32 protein-coding genes are annotated in these 19093 nt (G+C 39.8%); 4 read left to right on the plus strand and 28 right to left on the minus strand.

Going from position 1 to position 19093, the window contains the following annotated elements; all coding sequences use genetic code 11:
* Positions 1-406 precede the first annotated feature (406 nt).
* From TY49_RS06035 to TY49_RS06075, 9 genes are all read right to left on the minus strand, one after another.
* Entirely contained in the window at positions 407-1648 is a 1242-nt protein-coding gene (locus TY49_RS06035; RefSeq protein ID WP_052442103.1) for a S41 family peptidase, read from the minus strand.
* Positions 1649-1721: 73 nt separating this feature from the next.
* Positions 1722-2462 (minus strand): class I SAM-dependent DNA methyltransferase, encoded by a 741-nt coding sequence (locus TY49_RS06040; protein WP_041965009.1) that lies wholly within the window; start codon positions 2460-2462, stop codon positions 1722-1724.
* A gap of 69 nt (positions 2463-2531) precedes the next feature.
* The gene (locus TY49_RS06045) at positions 2532-2969 is read right to left on the minus strand and encodes a GyrI-like domain-containing protein (protein WP_041965010.1); all 438 of its coding nucleotides are present in this window, start codon (positions 2967-2969) and stop codon (positions 2532-2534) included.
* Positions 2970-3036: 67 nt separating this feature from the next.
* On the minus strand, positions 3037-3618 hold the full coding sequence (locus TY49_RS06050) for a DUF899 family protein (RefSeq protein WP_052442104.1): 582 nt from the start codon (positions 3616-3618) through the stop codon (positions 3037-3039).
* A gap of 19 nt (positions 3619-3637) precedes the next feature.
* Positions 3638-4198: a DEAD/DEAH box helicase family protein gene (locus TY49_RS06055; RefSeq protein WP_041965011.1), complete on the minus strand. Its 561-nt coding sequence runs from the start codon at positions 4196-4198 to the stop codon at positions 3638-3640.
* Entirely contained in the window at positions 4195-4614 is a 420-nt protein-coding gene (locus TY49_RS06060) for a VOC family protein (RefSeq protein WP_041965012.1), read from the minus strand. The genes TY49_RS06055 and TY49_RS06060 overlap by 4 nt, the downstream gene beginning before the upstream one ends.
* A gap of 138 nt (positions 4615-4752) precedes the next feature.
* Complete coding sequence (locus TY49_RS06065; RefSeq protein ID WP_041965013.1) at positions 4753-5193, minus strand: hypothetical protein; 441 nt, start codon at positions 5191-5193, stop codon at positions 4753-4755.
* Positions 5194-5210: 17 nt separating this feature from the next.
* The gene (locus tag TY49_RS06070; protein ID WP_041965014.1) at positions 5211-5690 is read right to left on the minus strand and encodes a hypothetical protein; all 480 of its coding nucleotides are present in this window, start codon (positions 5688-5690) and stop codon (positions 5211-5213) included.
* A gap of 12 nt (positions 5691-5702) precedes the next feature.
* Positions 5703-6029, minus strand: coding sequence for a hypothetical protein (locus TY49_RS06075; RefSeq protein ID WP_041965015.1), 327 nt, complete (start codon positions 6027-6029; stop codon positions 5703-5705).
* Positions 6030-6169: 140 nt separating this feature from the next.
* Here TY49_RS06075 and TY49_RS06080 point away from each other — a divergent pair, with 140 nt between their 5' ends.
* Positions 6170-6691 carry a CBO0543 family protein gene (locus TY49_RS06080; RefSeq protein ID WP_041965016.1) on the plus strand — a complete coding sequence of 174 codons (522 nt, stop codon included), beginning with the start codon at positions 6170-6172 and terminating at the stop codon, positions 6689-6691.
* Between the two features lie 56 nt (positions 6692-6747).
* On the opposite strand, the gene TY49_RS06085 is transcribed toward TY49_RS06080, so the two are convergent.
* The 5 genes from TY49_RS06085 to TY49_RS06105 all read right to left on the minus strand — a co-directional run bounded on the left by TY49_RS06085 (position 6748) and on the right by TY49_RS06105 (position 9253).
* Positions 6748-7113 (minus strand): DUF2500 domain-containing protein, encoded by a 366-nt coding sequence (locus TY49_RS06085; RefSeq protein WP_156972614.1) that lies wholly within the window; start codon positions 7111-7113, stop codon positions 6748-6750.
* 79 nt (positions 7114-7192) lie between these two features.
* Entirely contained in the window at positions 7193-7657 is a 465-nt protein-coding gene (locus TY49_RS06090; RefSeq protein ID WP_041965017.1) for a GyrI-like domain-containing protein, read from the minus strand.
* A 143-nt stretch (positions 7658-7800) separates the two neighbouring features.
* Complete coding sequence (locus TY49_RS06095; protein ID WP_041965018.1) at positions 7801-8292, minus strand: GNAT family N-acetyltransferase; 492 nt, start codon at positions 8290-8292, stop codon at positions 7801-7803.
* A gap of 32 nt (positions 8293-8324) precedes the next feature.
* The gene (locus TY49_RS06100; protein WP_084135397.1) at positions 8325-8798 is read right to left on the minus strand and encodes an 8-oxo-dGTP diphosphatase; all 474 of its coding nucleotides are present in this window, start codon (positions 8796-8798) and stop codon (positions 8325-8327) included.
* Entirely contained in the window at positions 8795-9253 is a 459-nt protein-coding gene (locus TY49_RS06105; RefSeq protein WP_232310391.1) for a GNAT family N-acetyltransferase, read from the minus strand. The genes TY49_RS06100 and TY49_RS06105 overlap by 4 nt, the downstream gene beginning before the upstream one ends.
* Positions 9254-9342: 89 nt before the next feature.
* On the opposite strand from TY49_RS06105, the gene TY49_RS06110 reads away from it, so the two are divergent.
* Positions 9343-9816: a hypothetical protein gene (locus tag TY49_RS06110; protein WP_232310392.1), complete on the plus strand. Its 474-nt coding sequence runs from the start codon at positions 9343-9345 to the stop codon at positions 9814-9816.
* Between the two features lie 49 nt (positions 9817-9865).
* Here the strand turns inward: TY49_RS06110 and TY49_RS06115 are convergent, their stop codons facing one another.
* The 4 genes from TY49_RS06115 to TY49_RS06130 all read right to left on the minus strand — a co-directional run bounded on the left by TY49_RS06115 (position 9866) and on the right by TY49_RS06130 (position 12513).
* On the minus strand, positions 9866-10129 hold the full coding sequence (locus tag TY49_RS06115; protein ID WP_041965020.1) for a DUF3977 family protein: 264 nt from the start codon (positions 10127-10129) through the stop codon (positions 9866-9868).
* Positions 10107-10526 (minus strand): VOC family protein, encoded by a 420-nt coding sequence (locus tag TY49_RS06120; RefSeq protein ID WP_041965021.1) that lies wholly within the window; start codon positions 10524-10526, stop codon positions 10107-10109. Before TY49_RS06120 ends, TY49_RS06115 begins: the two co-directional genes overlap by 23 nt.
* Positions 10527-10581: 55 nt before the next feature.
* Complete coding sequence (locus TY49_RS06125; RefSeq protein WP_041965022.1) at positions 10582-11175, minus strand: NUDIX domain-containing protein; 594 nt, start codon at positions 11173-11175, stop codon at positions 10582-10584.
* Positions 11176-11340: 165 nt separating this feature from the next.
* Positions 11341-12513 (minus strand): FAD-dependent monooxygenase, encoded by a 1173-nt coding sequence (locus TY49_RS06130; protein ID WP_041965023.1) that lies wholly within the window; start codon positions 12511-12513, stop codon positions 11341-11343.
* 175 nt (positions 12514-12688) lie between these two features.
* On the opposite strand from TY49_RS06130, the gene TY49_RS06135 reads away from it, so the two are divergent.
* Together TY49_RS06135 and TY49_RS06140 are read left to right on the plus strand one after the other, a co-directional pair.
* Positions 12689-13090 carry an NUDIX domain-containing protein gene (locus TY49_RS06135; RefSeq protein ID WP_052442105.1) on the plus strand — a complete coding sequence of 134 codons (402 nt, stop codon included), beginning with the start codon at positions 12689-12691 and terminating at the stop codon, positions 13088-13090.
* Positions 13090-13674 carry a histidine phosphatase family protein gene (locus tag TY49_RS06140; protein WP_041965024.1) on the plus strand — a complete coding sequence of 195 codons (585 nt, stop codon included), beginning with the start codon at positions 13090-13092 and terminating at the stop codon, positions 13672-13674. The genes TY49_RS06135 and TY49_RS06140 overlap by 1 nt, the downstream gene beginning before the upstream one ends.
* Positions 13675-13740: 66 nt before the next feature.
* Here TY49_RS06140 and TY49_RS06145 read toward each other — a convergent pair whose 3' ends face one another.
* The 10 genes from TY49_RS06145 to TY49_RS24925 form a co-directional block, all read right to left on the minus strand.
* Entirely contained in the window at positions 13741-14277 is a 537-nt protein-coding gene (locus TY49_RS06145; RefSeq protein WP_041965025.1) for a GrpB family protein, read from the minus strand.
* 17 nt (positions 14278-14294) lie between these two features.
* Positions 14295-14657: a cupin domain-containing protein gene (locus TY49_RS06150; protein WP_041965047.1), complete on the minus strand. Its 363-nt coding sequence runs from the start codon at positions 14655-14657 to the stop codon at positions 14295-14297.
* Positions 14658-14755: 98 nt separating this feature from the next.
* Complete coding sequence (locus TY49_RS06155) at positions 14756-15232, minus strand: NUDIX hydrolase (RefSeq protein ID WP_041965026.1); 477 nt, start codon at positions 15230-15232, stop codon at positions 14756-14758.
* A gap of 12 nt (positions 15233-15244) precedes the next feature.
* The gene (locus TY49_RS06160) at positions 15245-15754 is read right to left on the minus strand and encodes a hypothetical protein (RefSeq protein WP_041965027.1); all 510 of its coding nucleotides are present in this window, start codon (positions 15752-15754) and stop codon (positions 15245-15247) included.
* 10 nt (positions 15755-15764) lie between these two features.
* Positions 15765-16214, minus strand: coding sequence for an NUDIX hydrolase (locus TY49_RS06165; RefSeq protein WP_041965028.1), 450 nt, complete (start codon positions 16212-16214; stop codon positions 15765-15767).
* Positions 16215-16536: 322 nt separating this feature from the next.
* On the minus strand, positions 16537-16668 hold the full coding sequence (locus TY49_RS25390) for a hypothetical protein (RefSeq protein WP_269745717.1): 132 nt from the start codon (positions 16666-16668) through the stop codon (positions 16537-16539).
* 1 nt (position 16669) lies between these two features.
* Positions 16670-17209 carry a hypothetical protein gene (locus TY49_RS06170; protein WP_052442106.1) on the minus strand — a complete coding sequence of 180 codons (540 nt, stop codon included), beginning with the start codon at positions 17207-17209 and terminating at the stop codon, positions 16670-16672.
* Positions 17210-17276: 67 nt separating this feature from the next.
* Positions 17277-17906, minus strand: a complete 630-nt coding sequence (locus TY49_RS06175) for a class I SAM-dependent methyltransferase (RefSeq protein ID WP_041965029.1) — start codon at positions 17904-17906, stop codon at positions 17277-17279.
* Positions 17907-18044: 138 nt separating this feature from the next.
* Positions 18045-18956: a collagenase gene (locus tag TY49_RS06180; RefSeq protein ID WP_041965030.1), complete on the minus strand. Its 912-nt coding sequence runs from the start codon at positions 18954-18956 to the stop codon at positions 18045-18047.
* The gene (locus TY49_RS24925) at positions 18953-19093 is read right to left on the minus strand and encodes a hypothetical protein (RefSeq protein ID WP_198135593.1); all 141 of its coding nucleotides are present in this window, start codon (positions 19091-19093) and stop codon (positions 18953-18955) included. The genes TY49_RS06180 and TY49_RS24925 overlap by 4 nt, the downstream gene beginning before the upstream one ends.

Consider the following 19093-nt stretch of genomic DNA (forward strand, 5'->3'; position numbering starts at 1 on the left):
CTCAGCCTTTGCTGTCCGTCATGACCCTTATGACGGACACTTTTTCTTCTTTTTCAGCCATTTCTGTCCGTCATGATATTGTGTTTTCTATTAAAATCCCAAAACAAAAAAAAGCAACCGGCCCCACCTTCGCCGGTTGCTGTGATAGCCACACTTGCTATCCTGCCTAATATTTATTTTAAAAGAGTAAAATAAAGTTCATTGCCTCATTTTGTTAAGACTTTTTTAACTTTTGTTAAAGCAGATAGAAGTGGGCACATACCAATAAGAAATTTATGATGACTTTTTTAACCATCGCCAACACTCCTTAATTGTGAGTTCCCTTACATTTATACTTTAACACAGTATTGTAAAGCTGGATTAAAAGAAATACGGCTATTTTGTAAACTTTTTACCGTATTTTCTATTAATATGTAGTTAAGTTAGAGTCTACCATCCTTAACGCTTCAGCCAAGTCCACGTCCACGTCCAAATGCCATGGAGACCAGGGGATATAAATATGAGGTTCGACCCCTAATCCTGTCATGCCCCGGCCACTATCAATCCTGGACAAACGCGAGGTCGGATACCATAATTCATAACCCTCATCCCAGCGCTGGATCGCCAGGTTGGCATAATCATTCAACCCTGCAGTTGCTCTTCCAATAACCGTAACCTTGCTGGATCTCTTGCAATTCTCGATAAACGAGTCTCCCGCACTGCCGCAATAAACATCCGTCATCACAATGATGGTTTTAGGTGCTGCCTTTCCTTTTACAAAAGTATCAGGAACAAATTCACTGAAATCGAATTCAACAAAACCTTTCCCTCTGTTTCGTTCCCACTCCCGCTTCCAGGCTCTCAAGAAGACAAAAGCCTGTTCATCCTGGACGCCTTTCATCTGCTCCTTGACTCCTGCGAGCTGTCTCTGCGAGTTAGCTTCGGTACAGTTAAAAAGCATTCTTTCATCCTGGTCTGCCAGATCTACTCCTTCTTCTGGCATCAAATATGGAAGCAGATTAAAATAATTTGCGTCACCTCCGCCATAATTCACTCTCACATCAATAATCCAGTTTTCCACAGACTCAAGGAGGTCTTTATGATCATTAATCATCCGTATTATTGCATCAGGATCTGCAAAGTCCGTCATGGTCATCAGCAGCGTCTCTTCGTTTAACTTCCTAACTGAATATACAGGCTGATAGTCGGCCTTCTGGTAAAAACTAAACTGAACCTCTTGTCCGTCGTCCGTTTCCCCATATTCATATAACGCAAGAATTGGCGTCCAATTTTCCCGTTCAGCATGATTCTCATTCAGAAGCCTCTCATGCCGCTCCCTTAGCTCCAAAATTGAATGGCCGCCAATCTTTACAAACGCCATTCCCTTTACAAGTCGCGTTTCCGAACCAACTTCGGTTACATATAACTTATCTTCATATCTTCTGACTTTGAATCCTCTATCCTGTGCAACTTCCCTTTCAGTTTTCAGATCAGTAAAATATATATGCTTATCTCTGAAGTCCAGTAAATACTCTTTTACAACATCCGCAAAATTAGCATCCTTCAGTTTGCCAAGAAAGTAATCAGGCCGATCCCATTCCTGCTTGTCCTTCCATCCTGCGTAGTCATGGTGCATAATATGTACGATTTCTTTAAAAATAGCCTCCACATTACCCCTCCTCTTCAGGAAAATCTCCTACATAATAAACCCCTAAAGATCAACTAGATCTCCATCTTATAACTCATTCTCCCCGCTTTGTACCAGAGATCATCAATACCAGTGGAATTCTCTTCCGCCGCTCGTACTCTTCCTGGCTGGAGAAGTTTTCCGCTCTTGGCGTGCCTTCTCTAAGATCATCCACCGCGAATCCGTTTTTCAATAAGAGCTGGAAGTATTCTTCGGTTGTCCGGTGATATTTAATTACCTTTTTTCCAATCCACGGTTCGATCCGTTCGCCCTGGTTAAAATAGTCATCCACTATCCAATCCCTTCTCCTGCCCGAGCCTTCTGCACTTTTTGCGGAGGAAGTGAGAACCGGATGCTGGACGCTAAAGATAAACTTCCCTCCAGGCACCAGTGAGTCATGAACCTTAGTAAAAACACAATTTAAATCCGCTAAATAATGGAGAGCAAATCGAGAGAGGACAAGTTCATATTGCTCTGGCTGTGGTTGCCATTCTTCCATTGAAGAGTGTAAAACCTGGCCAGTAGTTCTTTCCAGATTCTCAGCTGCAGCTAAAGCCATATTCTTCGAGCCTTCCACTCCTAGATAGGATAATCCTCCTTTTTGCAAAAGTTCAATCCCAATTTCCGCATCACCACATCCCAAATCCAGCATCCTTTTCCCAGCCACATCCCCAATCATCTCTAGTAAAATGGGCTTTTCAATGATGTTGTTTGGACTTTCCGGGCGGTTTCTCCGCTTTATATAATTCTCGTAAAATTCCTCTTCGTCATATACAGAGGCGCCTCTGAACTCCATACTATCCCCTCCACTTTCTAAAGACAGACAAATCTTTAATATATTACCATATATATATAAAGGATTGTCTTAGACTCTAATAGGAATATATATCTCTACTTCCTCTGCGCCATTTTCCACTGGATGGTAGGTTTCTATAATAAAATCCTTAAAAGTATCCCGCGTGTAGCCCTGCTCATCAATCCATTGATCCAGCGATGAATATAAGCTACCCATCTCTGTCCCTTTTCCTCTGATAATTCCATATGAATGCTGAATATCGAGAAATTCCGCACCTTCCGGTAAGGTGTCCAGGGCATCATTACCCAATACCCCAACATAGAAAGCTCCCTCAGAATGACTCTCACTCGCTTTAGGCTCGTACACCGTAACCTCAGTTCCTGTAAGATTCGGTACACGCTGTAAAAATTGATGCGCTGCCTTAGGCACTAGTTCCGCAAAATCCTTGTAAAGTCCTCTATGCTTCACAGCAATCACTTTGAATTCTCTTTTCACAACCTGGCACATTTATAAGCCTCCTAAAATTGAAAATAACGGAACCCTTCATTGGAAAACCTATATCGATAAAACCTCTCTATTCCCCATAACTATGTTTCGGTCCCCACGCTCCGCTTCCTTCCGGCAACAACTCAAACAGTGACCAAATGCTGCAATAATCGTCACCAGGACCGAATGCTGCTTTGGAATAGTGAGTGATAGTTCCATCTTTGTCCTTTAACAAAATAGAAACCCCAGGCCAAAAACCTTCTTTATTTTTAAACCCCAAGTCTTCTTTAAAAGTCGTCCCATTCGTCGAAACGCTTTTGAATGTCCATTCGCGTTCCTTTGAAAAGTCGGACAGTGTTTGGAAATCATCCGGACTGGTTAAGACAAATGCTGCCTTGTTCTCAAGATGGTGGGTAAAACCAATGAACCCATCAGCCCAAAGTGTACAGTAAGAGCAGGATTTCCCCATATTATGTATAACAATCAACTCATTTTTTTCGCCAAAAAGCTCACTCAATAGAACCTTTTCACCTTCTGTATTTGTTAATGTATAATCTTTTACTGTAAATGAAGGATGCTGTTTTCTTAACGCTGCCAGTTCTTGTTTTATACTCATTAACTCTTTCTCTTTGTTCTCTATTTCCTGTTCTAATTGTTTAATAGAATTCATTCTGCCTCTCCCCTTTCAATTACAAATCAAAATGTTCTTTAATATGTTGAGCAACTACATTTGAGCTTAAATTCGTGTTATTTATCCGAATATAGTTCTCTCTTTCTATCTCACCTTCGATTGAATTCAAGCGATATTGATCCATCGACTTCACCAGGTCCCGCTCCGACCTTTGCAGATTCCGCTTTGTGGGCTTGTGTTGGAGTCGATGAGGGCTTTTGTTGCGCTCCAGTCTTTCGTCCAAATCAGCCTCCAGTTCAACAAAATACACCTTTCCACCTTTTGACTCAAAAATCTGGCATACTTTATCCACATACTCCCAGTCTTCCTTCATATCGAATGCCCAGACATAGGTAAAAATCAAGCCATACTGATTGCTTTTCGCCATCGCCTCAAATATTTCCTGACGGAAGAGTCCGACTAACCGCTTCCCCTCCCTTGTCCCGTAATCGAAGAAAGGATTCACTAATTCAATCGTCATATGGTTATGGAAAAGCTTTAATTCTATTATTTTTTCCAGTTCATGCCCTACCGTCATTTTACCGACAGCCTGCGGCCCAAAGATTAAAACAAATTTCATACTTCCTCCTTAACAAACCTTCGCTTAAACACCTGGCTCAACTCACTCCAGACATCGAATTTATTACCATCCAGGTCGTAAAACACAAAATTCCTGCCTGCATGACCCCTGTTTTCAATCTCACCGACTTTAATTCCCCGTTCTTTAAAATCTGCGTGAATCGAAGTAAGTGCCTCCAATCCATCGACCTCATATGTAAGAACGAACCGTTCCGTACCATTTGCATCAAAAAAATTCGAGTTCTGTTCCTCTGCCTTAACCAAAAACATACTAATATCAGCCAAATTCAAAATAGCCTTATCATCATCCAGATAATTTAACTGTGCACCCAGTTTTTCCTTATACCATTCTGCTGAACTCACCGGATCCTTAACTGGAATGTAAATAGTACCCACTCGGATTAATTTATTGTTCACTACCTTCACCCCTCTATTTAAATTCTCTATTTCTCTCTTTTCACCTTCCTTGATAACAATTATTTTCCATTTTTAAAACTTCAACCTATATAAAATAAAAAACCGGATTGATTAAGATTTCAACTTAATCCATACGGTTCAAGAGCCTTTCCTTAAAAAAAATAAATGCCACCTAACAAAAAAGAAAGCCGCTATGTAATAAGGAACGGAATACCACCATTCCCAGCCTGTATATCGAATAAATCCCACTTTAACCATTAGTAACTCAAAAAGGATTGTCATAACTAACAAGGCTACCATGTATACAGCAAATACATTATTCTTTCTTGGCATGAAGTTGAGAAAGATTATGCCAAAAGACGCTCCAAGAGTTAATTCTATAAAATGCACTCCGATCTGAACTCCTGGACCACCCAGTTCGTAAAGATGAAAATATAAATCCAAAGCAACATCTGTACTTAAGTTGATTAACGCTATAACAGCCCATGAAGAATATATTTCTTTGGCTGTAAGTCGCATCGGCATAAACCAGATAATAAGAAGGTTAATGACCAAAGCCAGATATGGCGCCCAATACATACTGTAACCACCCGCTTTTACTTAGTCTCTTTTATTACTGGTTTAGGATCAAGCCATAGAATCCATTTGTAAAAACCTAATAAGGAAATCAATAGGATAGGGTCGACCATGGCAGAGTGCCAAATCTTCCACCAGCCATAGTGAAAATACCCCCACGGCTGTGGCAGCAAGGTAATGAGTTCATATAGTAAAATTAAAAATTCATAGAAGAGTAAGAATAAGAATTTTTTAAGTTTGTTTTTTTCAAATGGATACAAGTTCAAAAAAATCATATTTACCGGTGGGATCAAAACTGTCCTAGGAATTAACCCTACCCAGTCAACGCCTGATGAGAAATACCAATAACTGTGATACTTGAATTCCACAATCAAATCAAAGAGCATCTGGAAGGCAATAGTGAATGTCCAAATTTGCACAATCTGGCTTGGGAGCAGTCTTTTATTAACCCTGAATGCAATCAGGTTAAAAATTAAAACTGATATGAGTAGTACGATCATAAGCAAAACCCTTCATTCTTTTTCGTTACCTCTAATTTTCTCCCTAAGGTTCTCCAATTCCTCAATCGAAAGATCTCCAAGCGCCTGTGTTATTTCCTCTTCGATCTTTTTTCTGTTCCTCTCCCGGTATTGATTCCACCATTCACGCAATCCCTCGGTGTTCTCCAATAAATACTCAATATCAATAACTTCCACTTCATCGTCGGACAGGTAGTCAAGAACCGCTGCTAGCAAGCGGTTTAAGTTTTCTATTTCATCTTTTTTATTGTTCACCACAGGGTCAGTTTCTTCCATTTCGTTTGCCTGTTCTTCAGAAATTGCTGCTGGCTTTCGTGGCAAGATCTCACCTTCTTTTTTGTTTTATATGTATTATTCCCCCTGCCTTCATATTTGATTAAATTTCAATACTCGAAGTGAACTTTAAAATGAGGATACATAAAGGAATCATATTGTTGCATTTTAATTATGAGGTGGTATTCTTGCGTAGAAAAAAACAAAGATTATCTGCTACAATGCTATACACTTCCGCAGTAGTAGCCTTATTTTTATTACCTTTTGCCATCGTTAAACGTTCCTTTAAAGATTGGATTATCGTTTACCTGGTAAGTATAATTGGGAACTCATGGGCAGACCGGTACCTTGTTTCAAAAGGATATCTAAAATACGAAATAAGACCATTTAAGAAGAAATTCAAGATTCACTTACCATTCGACTATGTACATTATCCATTGATGCTTCTCTATTACAACCAATGGACATTGAATAGTAAGCCAATAGGTATATTTCTTAAACTGTTTCCTTTTATTATTCCACAGGTACTGATTGAGACATTTGCTGCCAAGAAAACTAAGCTGATCGATTGGAAAAAGGGGTGGACATGGTATCACTCTGCTATTAGTTTAGTCTTAAAATTTTTAATATGCCGGGGGATTATTGGAATGATCCGGATTATAAATGATAAAGAGCTTTCCATAAATACTTCGAGTGAAGATTCTAAATAAATGTAAAGAAGACCAAATCCATATTGATTTGGTCTTCTAGCTTTTATTGACGGCAATTATAAAGGGTGTCTTGTAAATCCCAAATAGCGGGTTCCTTGAAAGCTAAGGTCGCCATCATCCCCTTCAACCAGCTGTCCATATTCCCTGCCATCTACTTGAAGTTCGAGCCTGTCGCCGCTGTCAAATTCAAACGTCACATAATAGATATTCCGTGCATGTGTTTCTCCACCGCCACGCACACTCGTTCTTTTCGTGACCACTTTAGCATTGGAAGTCAATCGAGGCGATTGGTTATTTTTACTCCAGGTCCCTATGCTTTTAATAATTGTAAAAATAATTATTCCAAATACTAAAATGAATATGGCTCCCATAAAAATAGGAGCAAATGTAAGCATAAAATCTCCTTGTGTTTCTACCATCATGCATCCTCCCCCTGTATGTATCTATATGTATTTATCTTTACGAATGAGGGAGACACAAAGTTTCAAATCCTTCCATTTTTTACACTTCAAAAGCTACTGTATCCATGAGTTCCACATCTATATTGGCAGGGTCAGCGCATTCATGAAAGGCTTCCAAATGCCATTTATTCGCCAATCTCTGATACCCATTAACCTCGATCCATTGATGTAACTCGTTATACGCCTGCTTAATTTCCACGTTAGCACCTCTGTGTCTTAAAACGGCGTACATTTGAGCTGGTATGGTGAGTGCAAACATGTCTTTGGGAATCTCCTCATATTCTGATACTTCAACACAAACCCAATATCCATCTTCCTCATTAGAACTATGCTCAACAACAAAAGCTCCTAACTGCAAAGATGGATTCACGACATTTGCAATTTCATCCATACGCTCACTCAACACCTTCGAAGCTTTTGGAATCTCGATGACATATTGTTCACCTGGACACAACACCCGAATCCCCACCAACTTCAATTCCGATAACTGCTTTACTTCTGGCATAACTGAATCCCCTCTCCTTCTTGTCAAAGCTCCTTACTTCTGACAGCTTTTCCTCTTTTACCGCTGAACCTGTCGGAAGTTTGATCTTGTTCTGACAGGTTATCCTCTTTCAACACTAAACCTGTCCGAAGTTGCCCTCCGAACTAAATATCTAAATGATAAATAAACATTTCTCCCTCTCTTCCCATTGCAGTTATGCCCTTATCGACGAAGCCACCTTTCTTATAGACGGTTTGGGCAACTATATTTGCATGGTTTACAGCCAATATGATTTCATTTACATCTGGAAAATGGTCTCTCACAAATGGGCTCAATAGCTTGATAGATTGTGAAGCAATACCTTTTCCTTGATACTCAGCATTTATCGAGTAGGCCCGTAATAATATTGCATTTTTATTATCACTAAAGTCTTTTACGCCTTCCCATCCATGGAGTACAAAAAATCCTGCAGGCTGATGACCATACAAAATGACAATTGGACGCCTGTCTGGCTCTGATTCACATAGATGCAGAGCATCTAAAGGAAATGCCGTATATCTTTGCTGCTCCACAGACAAACTGTAATTCGACAGCCTTTCTTTATAATCCGGTTTGTAAGGAACCAAGGTAACGACTTCTTTTTCCGCGATTGACATAATGACCGCTCCTAAAATAAAACTCCAGTATCTTATGTATTTTTAACCACAACATTTCCCTCTGTGTTCTCTTTATGATTCCACGTCACCTGGATTTCGAACGTTCCTTCCTGAAAAAATAATGGAAACCTTCTTCTGATTGATTCCTGCATAGGAAGGTGGTACGCCTCTTCTATGTTAACCCAAGCCGCTCTTCCTTCCGGCCCGTTTTCCAATAGTTCTCCTTTAAAATCACTGGTTATATAATTGAAGATCATATAACGGTCCATTGCAACGGGATTTACATATTCATATAGACCTTTAAACTTTAAATTCCACACCTCTAGACCTGTTTCCTCTTTTACCTCTCTAATCGCACTTTCCACAATACTTTCCAGAAAATTCACTTTACCACCTGGAGGAATATACCCTTTGAAATGATCATGCTGCCGGTCGATAAGTAAAACTTTATCTCCATCTTGAATCATGCAGACTGTCCAAAGTTTATAGTTAATGTGATCGTTCATCTTATCTCCTCTTTACTTAATTCCTTTTCTAAGACTATCTTCAGTTTCCCATACCGATCGGTATAAGTTTCAGTAATATCGAAACCACTTTTGATATTTAAAATTAACATGCTGCGCCATTTATTAAGAGTCTTTGTTTGAACCGATTTGTACCCTGACTCTTTTAGATAGCGGTGCTGAATCTTCATCAACATGGAAGCCACACCTAAATGGCGATAATCCGGGTGTACTCCCCCTATCCAGCTGTAAAACTTTTCATTTGTGAGTTCATATCCTATTTTGTAACCAATCACTTTGTATCCTTCAAAGGCAACATTAAACAGAAGATGTGGCTTATTCTGCATTTTTTCTTTTAACCCGTCAGCCGTACCGAAAATAACTCTGTGCACATCTAAAACACCTTCTAAAATATCCTTTTCAGGAATGTAACGATAATATCCATAATCAATTTTCAAGTATTCATCCCCATTCCCCATTTAGATGATTGCTGCATATACTCTTTATTAGGCTGAAACCCTTACTTATAAAATAAGGAGAGATCAAGTTGCACACAAGACAGAATGCGATGCAAAGTTTGCCGGTTCCTTCACGCTGGGGGATTGACGCGGAGATTGCCGGGAAACCGATTGTCAGAGGGACAATCACTATCAATTCCATATCGGGAAACTCCTTCACAGGCACCGCTAATTTTCGAGGGGATCCCATTCCAATCCAGGGAACCTGGGATGAAAATGCGAAATCAATCCGCTTCGATTCACCTTATGCTTCGTTTGCAGGCCAATTGACGATTTATGATGACCCAGCTATTAAGGTCCGGCATTTGGTATTAAGCGGCAAGTTTCTGATGAAGCCTCCGTCCTTACAAGCCGGTGAATCAGGCAGCTGGATTGCTACCACTGATACAGCTTTGACTGGTCCGCCAATCAATACTGGCGCAATACCACCTGTAGGAGTTTTTCTAACATCTGATCTCCTCTACAACACTGGAAGGAGAAATACCTGGAGATTTCACAGGTGAATGGGCGGTACTAATCTTCAGATATAAATTCTGAAGATTACGTGCTCATCTATTTGGACAACCCTCGCTCCTTGCTCACGATTCCGAAAATGAATTTAAAATTCCCCCTGTTCTTCTGCATGGTTTTTAAGCCTTCCTTGGAATCAATAATGATTACTGACTTCCAGAACCAGACTCTTATATAAGCTGAATGAAAATTTATAGGACCCTTAATACCCTTTTCTTCATATTCATCCTCGTTCTCGATTTCAAATTCCGTTCTAACAAGCCAGGTATTTCCGATTCCAATTTCAATATATTTTGTTAGGGGCATATTTAACCATTTTCCCTAAGACGACATTTTTTCTCTCATTCATTTCCTGTTCTTCTATGTACTCAAAAAATCCTATTCGATTTCCCCACGGATCGGAAAAGGTTGCCCATTTCACTGGAACTTCTTCTCTTGAAAAAATCTCAAATGACTCGATATGTAACTCATTTATTAATCGTAATCTTTCTTGTTCTATCGACTTAACACCTAAACGCAGTGGACCACTTCCCTCAGCTGGCGTTCCCTCTGTTACCTGCAGCCAGCACCCAGGTATCAATTCCCACTCTGCAAAACCATTATGTGGTGTAAAATCAGGGTCTTTATGTAATAGAGATTTATACCACTTTAATCCCTCATCGAAATCCGCAACTCGTACCTGGTATGTCATTTCAAAAATCATTTTAAAAGCCTCCTGCTATTTACTATGGTTTGTAATGGGATAATAACCCGTGCGTTCACCTATCCACACCAGGTTCTATGCCTGAAAGAAACTGCGCCATTAAGCTTGCTTCTTTTTCAAATAGTTCTCCTAAAAAGTGCAGCTGAGGAAAAGGTTCAAGGGGCAGTCCTAAGTTTATCTCCTGGCTTATCAGAGCCTTGCCTCCTTGCTCTATAAACTTTTCTAACGTAATTTTATGCTTGCATATAAGTGAAATGTCCTTACTGGATAGCAGCAGAAGACCGCATGGTTCCGAGGACGGGACAGGGGCTGTATTTGAAAAAGCCAGATACATTGCTGTTGAAGCAGTTGGGTCTGTCCCTTTTATCAGGATTGGAGCAATATCCTCGGATGATTGTATTTTAACAGCTGACTCATTCCAGTCATTTTTTAAAAAAGTAATTGGAGAATTTACAAGCTTGATTATCATGGATGATTCTTCGAAGACTTCGCGTATTGCTGTTTCCTGTGCTGTTTCATCTTCTTCCCTATGACCACCTAACCTGACCACGCCAAGCTTGTCTCCTTTTCGCGTTGGTCCCACCTGAAAGGGAAACAATCCCTTGTAAATGACATAAGCTCCGGATGTCCTGACATGTTTCGTTTCCAATAGATATCCCCCCGCTTTTTATAAAAGCTTTCTACATCAACCCTGTATTTTCCTGCTTTTAGTCAAAGGTGTACTCTTGCTAGAAAATCTTATTAAAAAGAAGCCTTATCATACCCATGAAAAAATAAAAAAAGCTGCACGTAAGCAGCTTTCATATTTGAGTTATTACGCATTGTACCCAAGTATCCAGTCCAGCCTTTTGATTTTTAGTTCATCGGGCACTTTCCGTAACAACTGATTTCTAACCTTCATCGCTGCTGGATTTTCAAGTTGCATCATCTTTGCCATCATCCTGGAACCTTGCACAATGCTTGTAACACGTGGTACTCTCTCTTGCTCATAAAGGCTCAAAGCTGACTCGAGTGCCCGAGGAAATTGCTTGAGACAGCGTGAAAGAATTAATGCATCCTCCATAGCCTGCGCTCCTCCCTGTCCTAGATTCGGAAGCATCGGATGAGCTGCATCCCCCAACAGAGTCACTCTCCCTTTATGCCATTTCTTTATTGGCTTGCGGTCAAAGATCTCATGAACAAGTATGTTCTCCTCATGGGTAGAATCAATGACATCTGCAATTGGTCCCCACCAGCTTTTAAAATGCTGCAATGCGATATGTTTTTTATTTTCAGCTGTAAGAAATGTCCCTTGTGGAGCGTTGATAGCCGCAAACCAAAAAACACGACCCTTTCCTAAATGGGAAAAGCCAAATCTTTTTCCTTCTCCCCAGGCTTCGAATCCTCCACCAAGCTCGGCTGGAAAAAGAGAATCTTCATAGTGAGAAATTCCTCTGAATGCGGTGAAACCTGAATAACGCAATCTCGATTTCTCAACAATATTTTGTCTCACCTGAGAATGTACCCCATCCGCACCGATAAGCAATTCCGATTCAATAGATTCGCCATCTTCAAAAAAACTTGTGGCTTTCTCTCGATCCTGTTCGAGTCTTAAAAACTTTTTACTAAGCAAGACTGTACTGGACTCTAATTTTTCATATAAAATTTTCTGCAAGTCGGGCCGGTATATCAAATAACTGTACGTTCCATATCGTTCTGCCTGTTTGTGAACCGGCATATTTACAAGAAGCTGACCATCGGGAGTCCTGATTTCCGCTTTTTTCACTGGTGAACCTGCCTGACGTACCTGATCCGCAACCCCCAGCTTTTCCAATGCCTTGATTGCATTAGCAGACATAACAATACCGGCACCCATTTCCTTTAGTTCCGAAGCTCTTTCTAAAACTATCACTTTTTGGCCAAGTTGCTGCAAAGCAATCGCAGCTGAAAGTCCTCCGATTCCAGCCCCGATAATGGCTGTATCTGGATTTTTTGTTGTATTAGCCATTCTGTTTTCCCCTTTCTATTGGACATTTTTCATGGTTTCCACCTTCCGTTTGGCCGATAGAGCTCTTCTATCGGACACTATCCCCGGTTTTCACCTTCTCTTTGGCCAATAGATTCTTCTGATATGTTAAAATATAGTAAAATACCCAAAATATAACCAGTGAGGTGCATGCGTTTTGACGAGACCAAGAGCATTTGCTGCAATCATTAAAGACAATTATATACTTATGACAAAGCATGTCTATCCAGATGGTTCCTTCTGGACACTGCCAGGCGGAGGACTTGAAGCAGGCGAAACATTCGAAGATGCAGTCATTCGAGAAGTCAAAGAAGAAGTAAATTTAGATGTGGAAGTAGTGGACTATCTATTTACTGGTCAATACAGCCATGGAGAGGAAAGGTGTTTTTTAGTTCGCCCAATAAACGACAAAGAAGCTTCCCTTGGTTACGACCCCGAAGTTGGCGAACAACAAACCTTAAAAGAAGTGAAATGGCATTCACTTGAATCCATGAAGGATGACCTTCATGTTTCCAGGGTATTAGAAACTTTAAAATTAATAGTATTAGAGGGTAAGTAATGAATACAGAAGTATATTTTGTAAGACACGCTCATTCGGTCTTCTCCCTCAAGAATGAAGAGACACGGGAACTTTCCGAAAAAGGCTGGAGAGATGCAGAAAAAATTACTCACATTCTTTCACATGAAAATATTAATCATATCATTTCAAGTTCATATGTCAGAGCAAGGCAAACGGTCAAAGGACTGGCAGATCTGATGGATTTGGAAATTGAATTAGATTCCCGGTTCAGAGAACGGGATTTAGCTGCCCGAAATCATCATTTTGAAAATCCAGAAGAAGCCATGCAAAAGGTCTTCTCAAACCCTGTATTCAAATATCCTGGAGGAGAAACCAATCATGAAGTGCAACAACGAGGAATTGATGGTTTAAGAGATGCTGTGAAAAAGTTTGAAGGCCAGAAAATTGCAATAGGCATCCACGGTAATATTATGACCTGCACTATGAACTACTTTGATGAAAAATATGATTTTGAATTCTGGAAGCAAACCACCAAACCAGATATTTATAAACTTACAATCAATGACCGTTTTGAATTAGTATCTTGTGAACGGCTTTGGAAGGAAGAAATCTATAGCGATTGAAAAAGGTAGTGCAGCCTCCCCGCCATGGGAAAGCTGCCTTCTTCCCCCGAAAAATTTTCTTGAAAGCTAGACTCCCTTTAACCTTAAATTGAAAATCTTTTTAACAAAAGCTTCCTTATGCTCGGTGTATTCATTTGCACCAGTGGATGACTTTACAAGGTAATCCTTCTTCACCTTTGAATATTCCAACCTGGCATCCTCATTTGAGTTCAAGTAATCTCTAAAAAACACAAGATTGTTCCACAATTCCTCTTTGTACTCCACTAAATGAATGAAATGCGTCTTTACCAAATATGTTTCATCGGTAAACCTTGCAAATACGATTTCACCTGGACGTTGGACTTTCAGCCTTAAAAATCCAATGTTCTTCAAGCCGTTGACGATCCCTGCATCAAAATTTGAAATGTCATTAACTCCAACCAGGATATCAATTATCGGTTTCGCATCCATTCCTATGATCGCTGTGCTCCCTATGTGTTCAATTCGATGTTCTGCTATATTTGTATTTTCGATGATAGCGTTTTTCACCCTGTCAAATTCGTTTCGCCACTCAAGGTTATAAACATCTAGCCTAACTTCGTCCTTCTTCAGGCCTAACCTCATTGAATCACCCCCCTGGATTATTCGTTGTGTTCAAGCGGCATATAAGCAGATGGATTTAACCCTTCACTCTCAATGACGATTGCAGTTAATCCAGCAGCTGTTTTCGTTTCATGCCATTCACCTTTTTTCCAGAAAATCGCGGTTCCAGGCTCAACTTTAAAATATTCATCGGACTCTCCTCTTACATGGCCTTCACCGCTTACCACCAATAAAAGCTGCGGCATTGTTGCCTGGTGATGCCCGATGATCCCGTTTGGTTCCAGGTACATAAAACCAATATGAGTGGCATTCGTCGTTCTTACTATTCGTGACATCACAAAGTCTGAATCGAACTTGGTTATTTTCTTTCCGTTGTCTTTATTGAAGCTGTAGAATTCCACTTTTTCCACCCCAAAATTCATGTTCATTATTTCTTAGCCTATCCACAAGACATTAGTGATGCATTATGAAGCGTACTTCGAATGGCCTTGGCTTGATCTCAAATACTATATTGCTTAACTATTAGATGCTGCGGTGCTTCAGGCAATTCATTCAAAGATGTTCTGATAAACTCGGGATATAGCTTTATTTTTTCAAGGCTGCTGATAGGCACCCATTGGTAAATTAACCGGTCTCCCTCTTCTCCAAAGAACTCTTCTTTCTGAAAATTGAAGCTGCCATATAGAGGGGAAACTTTATAATACAGCCCAATTTCATGATAATCTTTATTGTTGTAATCAAAGAAGTTCTCAGTGAACCAGAGCAGCCGGTCCACCTTTACATCTATTCCTAACTCTTCTTTTATTTCTCTGACAATGCTTGTCTGTGAATCTTCCTGAAGCTCGACCCTGCCTCCTGGCAACGCCCAGTGCTCGTCCTTCGCCTGTTTATGTATTAGTACATGGTTGTCTAAGATCACAACCGCCGCTACCCGATAATTAAAGACAGCCTTTTCCATGTAAAAAGTCGCATCCATTTTTCGTCCTCCTTATTTTAAAAAGCTTTCTAATTCTTTTGCTAATCTTGATTTCCGGTAGCCCTTTTGCCGCTTTAATTCCTTTATTTCTTCTATCGTTTGATAGGAAAGGCGAACATAATAGTAGTTAATGTGTTCAATCACAGCAAAAAGAAAGACAAAAATAAACCAATACAATTCAATTGGTTTGCTGATGATTTGATAGGTTAACATAAACATACCTATTACGATCAACCCGGTATTCAGCCTTTTAAAATTTGCAAAAACTTTTAACTGACGACCAGGCAGAGATGTAAAATCATTTTGTTGAGCCTGTTTTAGCTTTAAGCACCAGTAATAGCTTCCCTGCAGCAAAATAAATTCTAGCAGGGCAAACGCGTATAGCGACGGATAGGAAGTTAAGTAAGGGACTGACCATTCAAAAAGCTGAATATACAGGATCCAAATAAGAGCAAAAGTGAATACAGCAAACAATTCTCCGGTATACAAACTAACTAACTTTTTCTTCACTCTTTTTTGCATGCAAGAACCCTTAAACCTGTACCATAAATTGCTTCATAAGATTCTTGATTAACGGATTAAGCTGGTCAGGCAACTCACTCACACTGAAAAAGCGAACTTCGGTTGTTTCAACACCATCCGCTTTGATTACTCCACCTAGGATTTCTTTTGATACATAGGCAACAGTAACTGGATAAAACTCATCCCCATTTGGCAGCTTTACATGGTGCTGCTTACCCGAAAAAACACCAACCAGATTTAGCTTTCCGATTTCCAGTCCAGTTTCCTCGAATACTTCCCTTCTGCCTGCTTTCTCGGTTGATTCACCTAACTCCATAAACCCGCCCGGAACACCCCATTGCCCATCGCGTCTTTTCTGAAGTAAAAACTTTCCCTCTTCATTGATCACTGCTACTGCAACCCCAACCAAGATCAGAGGCTGGTGACCGATATCCTTCCGCAAATCCTCTATGTATCCCATATTTCCTCCCTGATAAGTAAAAATTTACTAGGTAAACAGAATTCAACAGAACAGCTTTTTTCCTTCTTTTTACCAAAAATTAAAAGCGATTCTTTAAAAGAACACTTTCCTAGAAATTTTCACGTATTATCTCTTTTAATCTCAAACATGACGGACACTTTGCCTCTCAATCCCGCTCTTTCTGTCCGTCATCTCGTCTATGACGGACACTTTTTCTCTCAATCTCGTTCTTTCTGTCCGTCATCACGACTATGACGGACACTTTCCCTCCCAATCTCGTTCTTTCTGTCCGTCATCACGTCTATGACGGACACTTTTCCTCTCAACCTCGCTTTTTCTGTCCGTCATCACGGTCATGACGGACACTTTTTCTCTCAACCTCGCTCTTTCTGTCCGTCATCACGTCCATGACGGACACTTCCCCCTCAACCTCACTCTTTCTGTCCGTCATCATGTCAGTATCCGGACCGCTTTCTAATAAATACAGCAGCTACTATTAAAAGGCTAACCAACGGAAGCCAGATATAGATGTAGCGGACGACTGGATTTCGCAACTGATTTTTCAGATCCACTTCCTCGGTTGGGGTTGTCCCTTTTCCAAGCGTTGCTAAATCCTCCCCTGCACCGCTTAATGCCTTAGTTCGGTTACATATATCGGATGTCATTTCACCCTGGAAATCATCAGCATATACCAAGTAGGATTCTCCCTTAGAAAAATTAAGAGAACAGCTGGACCACTCATCTTTCAAAATGATTTCTGTTTGTGATACACCTTTCCATGTTTCTTCAACCTCAAATAATATCTTCCTATTATTTTTCTCGGTTGTAATGTCTATGATCTTTCCGCTGAATACTGCTTCAGAGCTTTCCAATTCTTTTTCAACACTTTGCAATTCCACACATTTGCAAGCATGGCTGACTGTGGGGAAGGTTGTTAATACCGCACCCAAAAGAAAAGCTAATATTAAAAAGGATATTAATTTAAAATATTTCATCCTTCAATTCTTCCTCCATAGATAAAATTAGCACTGCCTTACCATTAATAAAGCAGTGCTACCTTCATTATCTCTTTGTAATCTCAATCACTCCGCCGCAATGTGAAAGAGGTAGGAATTCCAGTTTGCAGTAATCCTCCAACACAGAACGAATCTCATTAAAAACAAAGTAAAATTCAGCATCGTCCCAGAATTCTTTGCTGTCATTTTTGCACGTTTCGAGCAGCTGCCTCGTTTGAAAGGCAATGTCACCTATCAGGAATTTGCCGCCCTCTGATAGCAATGGCATTAATTCTTTTAAAAAAGAGACTTTTTCTTCGTCTGTTAAATGATGCAATGCGTAGGTGCTTACAATGTAATCGTACTTTTTCATTTTAATTTCATCGGGCAAGCCTTTGACAATATCCCATTCTATTAAGTTGGCATTCGGCATTTTAGGCTGCGCCAGGGCAATCATTCTCTGTGAAAAATCAATTCCATCTATATGATGTCCCTTTTCATACAACCTGGCAGTCAGAACTCCTGTCCCGAAACCAATATCCAAAACTCTTGAAACTTCACTTTCCATTACTTCATTAAAAATCGTATTCAAGATCGCTTTATAGCCAGCAAATGGATATACTCCACTTTCTTCACTAACTTGTACAGTTTTGTCATAGCCGTCTGCCCACAAATTAAAACCTTGTTTATTTAACATGAATGCTCCTCCAATATTCGAGAACATCGAGCACTCTATCTCAGTTTATAACACGATGTCCTCCATTGTTGTTTTTCTTAAGTCCTTTATCTTTCTTCTTTCCTGCTTCATCTCAAACGCCACCTTTCACAGATTCATTTATTGATAATAATCCAATACATCCTGTTCAAATTCCGAGGTCGTCCTCGCCGTAACTTGTTCCAATGCTGTATAAAATCCTACAGTATCGTTCGTCTTTTCGATCAATTCCACCACAACGTTATTTCCATACATCTGTATCAAGTAGTTTACTGTGAAATAACTTTGCATATAGGGATTTGCTCCATCTATCCTGCGAGCTTTCTCCCAATTATCTTCCAAGCTGATGCTTTCCAAAGGCAGGAAATCAAATTGATTTGAATCATAATTTACCTCTGTCTGATCATTGCCAACATATTCTGCAATCCCTTCAATGAACCATTCCGGAAAGAGATCACCAGATCCTTTCGCTTCCTCTATTTTTCTGAAGGTTGCATAATGTGCGTATTCGTGCAAAATCTTTCTTTGAAAGAAATATAGCTGTGTTTCAAAGCTTTGTAAAATATCTTCCACATCTTCAGGATGAACGTAGATTCCCATCAATTTATCAAAATGAGAATAATATCCGGCTACATCTTCTGAATTTGAAAGGTGGTTTAAACTTTCTTGATCCATAAAAATTAGATCAATAGGTCTCTTGTCATAACCATTAAGTATTTCACTAGAGATCTGCTCTGCCCATTCCAGCGTCTCAACTGTCAATGGAATCAATTTTTCATTTTCATCCTGATAGTAAATCAATATATTTTCATATGCATGCTTCATCCTATCAGCTTTAAGTTTTATCTCTAACTCACTGTCATAATTAAAAGTGAAAACAGATTTTGCTGTTGTAAAAAATGATGCTTTCTCGCCGGTCCTTGCATTCAGTTCCTTTTGGAACGCCTTGATAAGACCGAATATACTGACTAAAAAGATGATCAGTATGATGAAGAAAATCGTCACCCACAACCTTATGTTCGGTCTACTCATTCCTTCCCTCTTTTCGCCAGCTCCTCAAGTAAAGAAATCATTTTTTCGTTTTGCTCAATCATTTTCTCATTCTGTTGCCTGAACTTTGTAAAATCAAACATGAACACCAATAAAACAATGGTTATTATAATTGTCAT

The organism is Mesobacillus selenatarsenatis SF-1 (genome assembly GCF_000813125.1).
GTDB lineage: Bacteria > Bacillota > Bacilli > Bacillales > Cytobacillaceae > Mesobacillus > Mesobacillus selenatarsenatis.

Excerpts from the sequence above, each read along its gene's own strand:
- TY49_RS06095 (WP_041965018.1), bottom strand. The coding sequence starts at position 8,292 with ATGTCAATCGCGGAAAAAGAAGTCGTTACCTTGGTTCCTTACAAACCG.
- TY49_RS06175 (WP_041965029.1), bottom strand. The coding sequence starts at position 17,906 with ATGTTAAATAAACAAGGTTTTAATTTGTGGGCAGACGGCTATGACAAA.
- TY49_RS06070 (WP_041965014.1), bottom strand. The coding sequence starts at position 5,690 with ATGATCGTACTACTCATATCAGTTTTAATTTTTAACCTGATTGCATTC.
- TY49_RS06085 (WP_156972614.1), bottom strand. The coding sequence starts at position 7,113 with ATGATGGTAGAAACACAAGGAGATTTTATGCTTACATTTGCTCCTATT.
- TY49_RS06090 (WP_041965017.1), bottom strand. The coding sequence starts at position 7,657 with ATGCCAGAAGTAAAGCAGTTATCGGAATTGAAGTTGGTGGGGATTCGG.
- TY49_RS06165 (WP_041965028.1), bottom strand. The coding sequence starts at position 16,214 with ATGGGATACATAGAGGATTTGCGGAAGGATATCGGTCACCAGCCTCTG.
- TY49_RS06155 (WP_041965026.1), bottom strand. The coding sequence starts at position 15,232 with ATGGATGCGACTTTTTACATGGAAAAGGCTGTCTTTAATTATCGGGTA.
- TY49_RS06170 (WP_052442106.1), bottom strand. The coding sequence starts at position 17,209 with ATGAAATATTTTAAATTAATATCCTTTTTAATATTAGCTTTTCTTTTG.
- TY49_RS06120 (WP_041965021.1), bottom strand. The coding sequence starts at position 10,526 with ATGATTTTTGAAATGACATACCAGGTACGAGTTGCGGATTTCGATGAG.
- TY49_RS24925 (WP_198135593.1), bottom strand. The coding sequence starts at position 19,093 with ATGACAATTATAATAACCATTGTTTTATTGGTGTTCATGTTTGATTTT.
- TY49_RS06130 (WP_041965023.1), bottom strand. The coding sequence starts at position 12,513 with ATGGCTAATACAACAAAAAATCCAGATACAGCCATTATCGGGGCTGGA.
- TY49_RS06050 (WP_052442104.1), bottom strand. The coding sequence starts at position 3,618 with ATGAATTCTATTAAACAATTAGAACAGGAAATAGAGAACAAAGAGAAA.
- TY49_RS06140 (WP_041965024.1), top strand. The coding sequence starts at position 13,090 with ATGAATACAGAAGTATATTTTGTAAGACACGCTCATTCGGTCTTCTCC.
- TY49_RS06115 (WP_041965020.1), bottom strand. The coding sequence starts at position 10,129 with ATGCCCCTAACAAAATATATTGAAATTGGAATCGGAAATACCTGGCTT.
- TY49_RS06045 (WP_041965010.1), bottom strand. The coding sequence starts at position 2,969 with ATGTGCCAGGTTGTGAAAAGAGAATTCAAAGTGATTGCTGTGAAGCAT.
- TY49_RS06145 (WP_041965025.1), bottom strand. The coding sequence starts at position 14,277 with ATGAGGTTAGGCCTGAAGAAGGACGAAGTTAGGCTAGATGTTTATAAC.
- TY49_RS06180 (WP_041965030.1), bottom strand. The coding sequence starts at position 18,956 with ATGAGTAGACCGAACATAAGGTTGTGGGTGACGATTTTCTTCATCATA.
- TY49_RS06065 (WP_041965013.1), bottom strand. The coding sequence starts at position 5,193 with ATGTATTGGGCGCCATATCTGGCTTTGGTCATTAACCTTCTTATTATC.
- TY49_RS06040 (WP_041965009.1), bottom strand. The coding sequence starts at position 2,462 with ATGGAGTTCAGAGGCGCCTCTGTATATGACGAAGAGGAATTTTACGAG.
- TY49_RS25390 (WP_269745717.1), bottom strand. The coding sequence starts at position 16,668 with ATGATGACGGACAGAAAGAGTGAGGTTGAGGGGGAAGTGTCCGTCATG.
- TY49_RS06100 (WP_084135397.1), bottom strand. The coding sequence starts at position 8,798 with ATGAACGATCACATTAACTATAAACTTTGGACAGTCTGCATGATTCAA.
- TY49_RS06055 (WP_041965011.1), bottom strand. The coding sequence starts at position 4,198 with ATGAAATTTGTTTTAATCTTTGGGCCGCAGGCTGTCGGTAAAATGACG.
- TY49_RS06160 (WP_041965027.1), bottom strand. The coding sequence starts at position 15,754 with ATGCAAAAAAGAGTGAAGAAAAAGTTAGTTAGTTTGTATACCGGAGAA.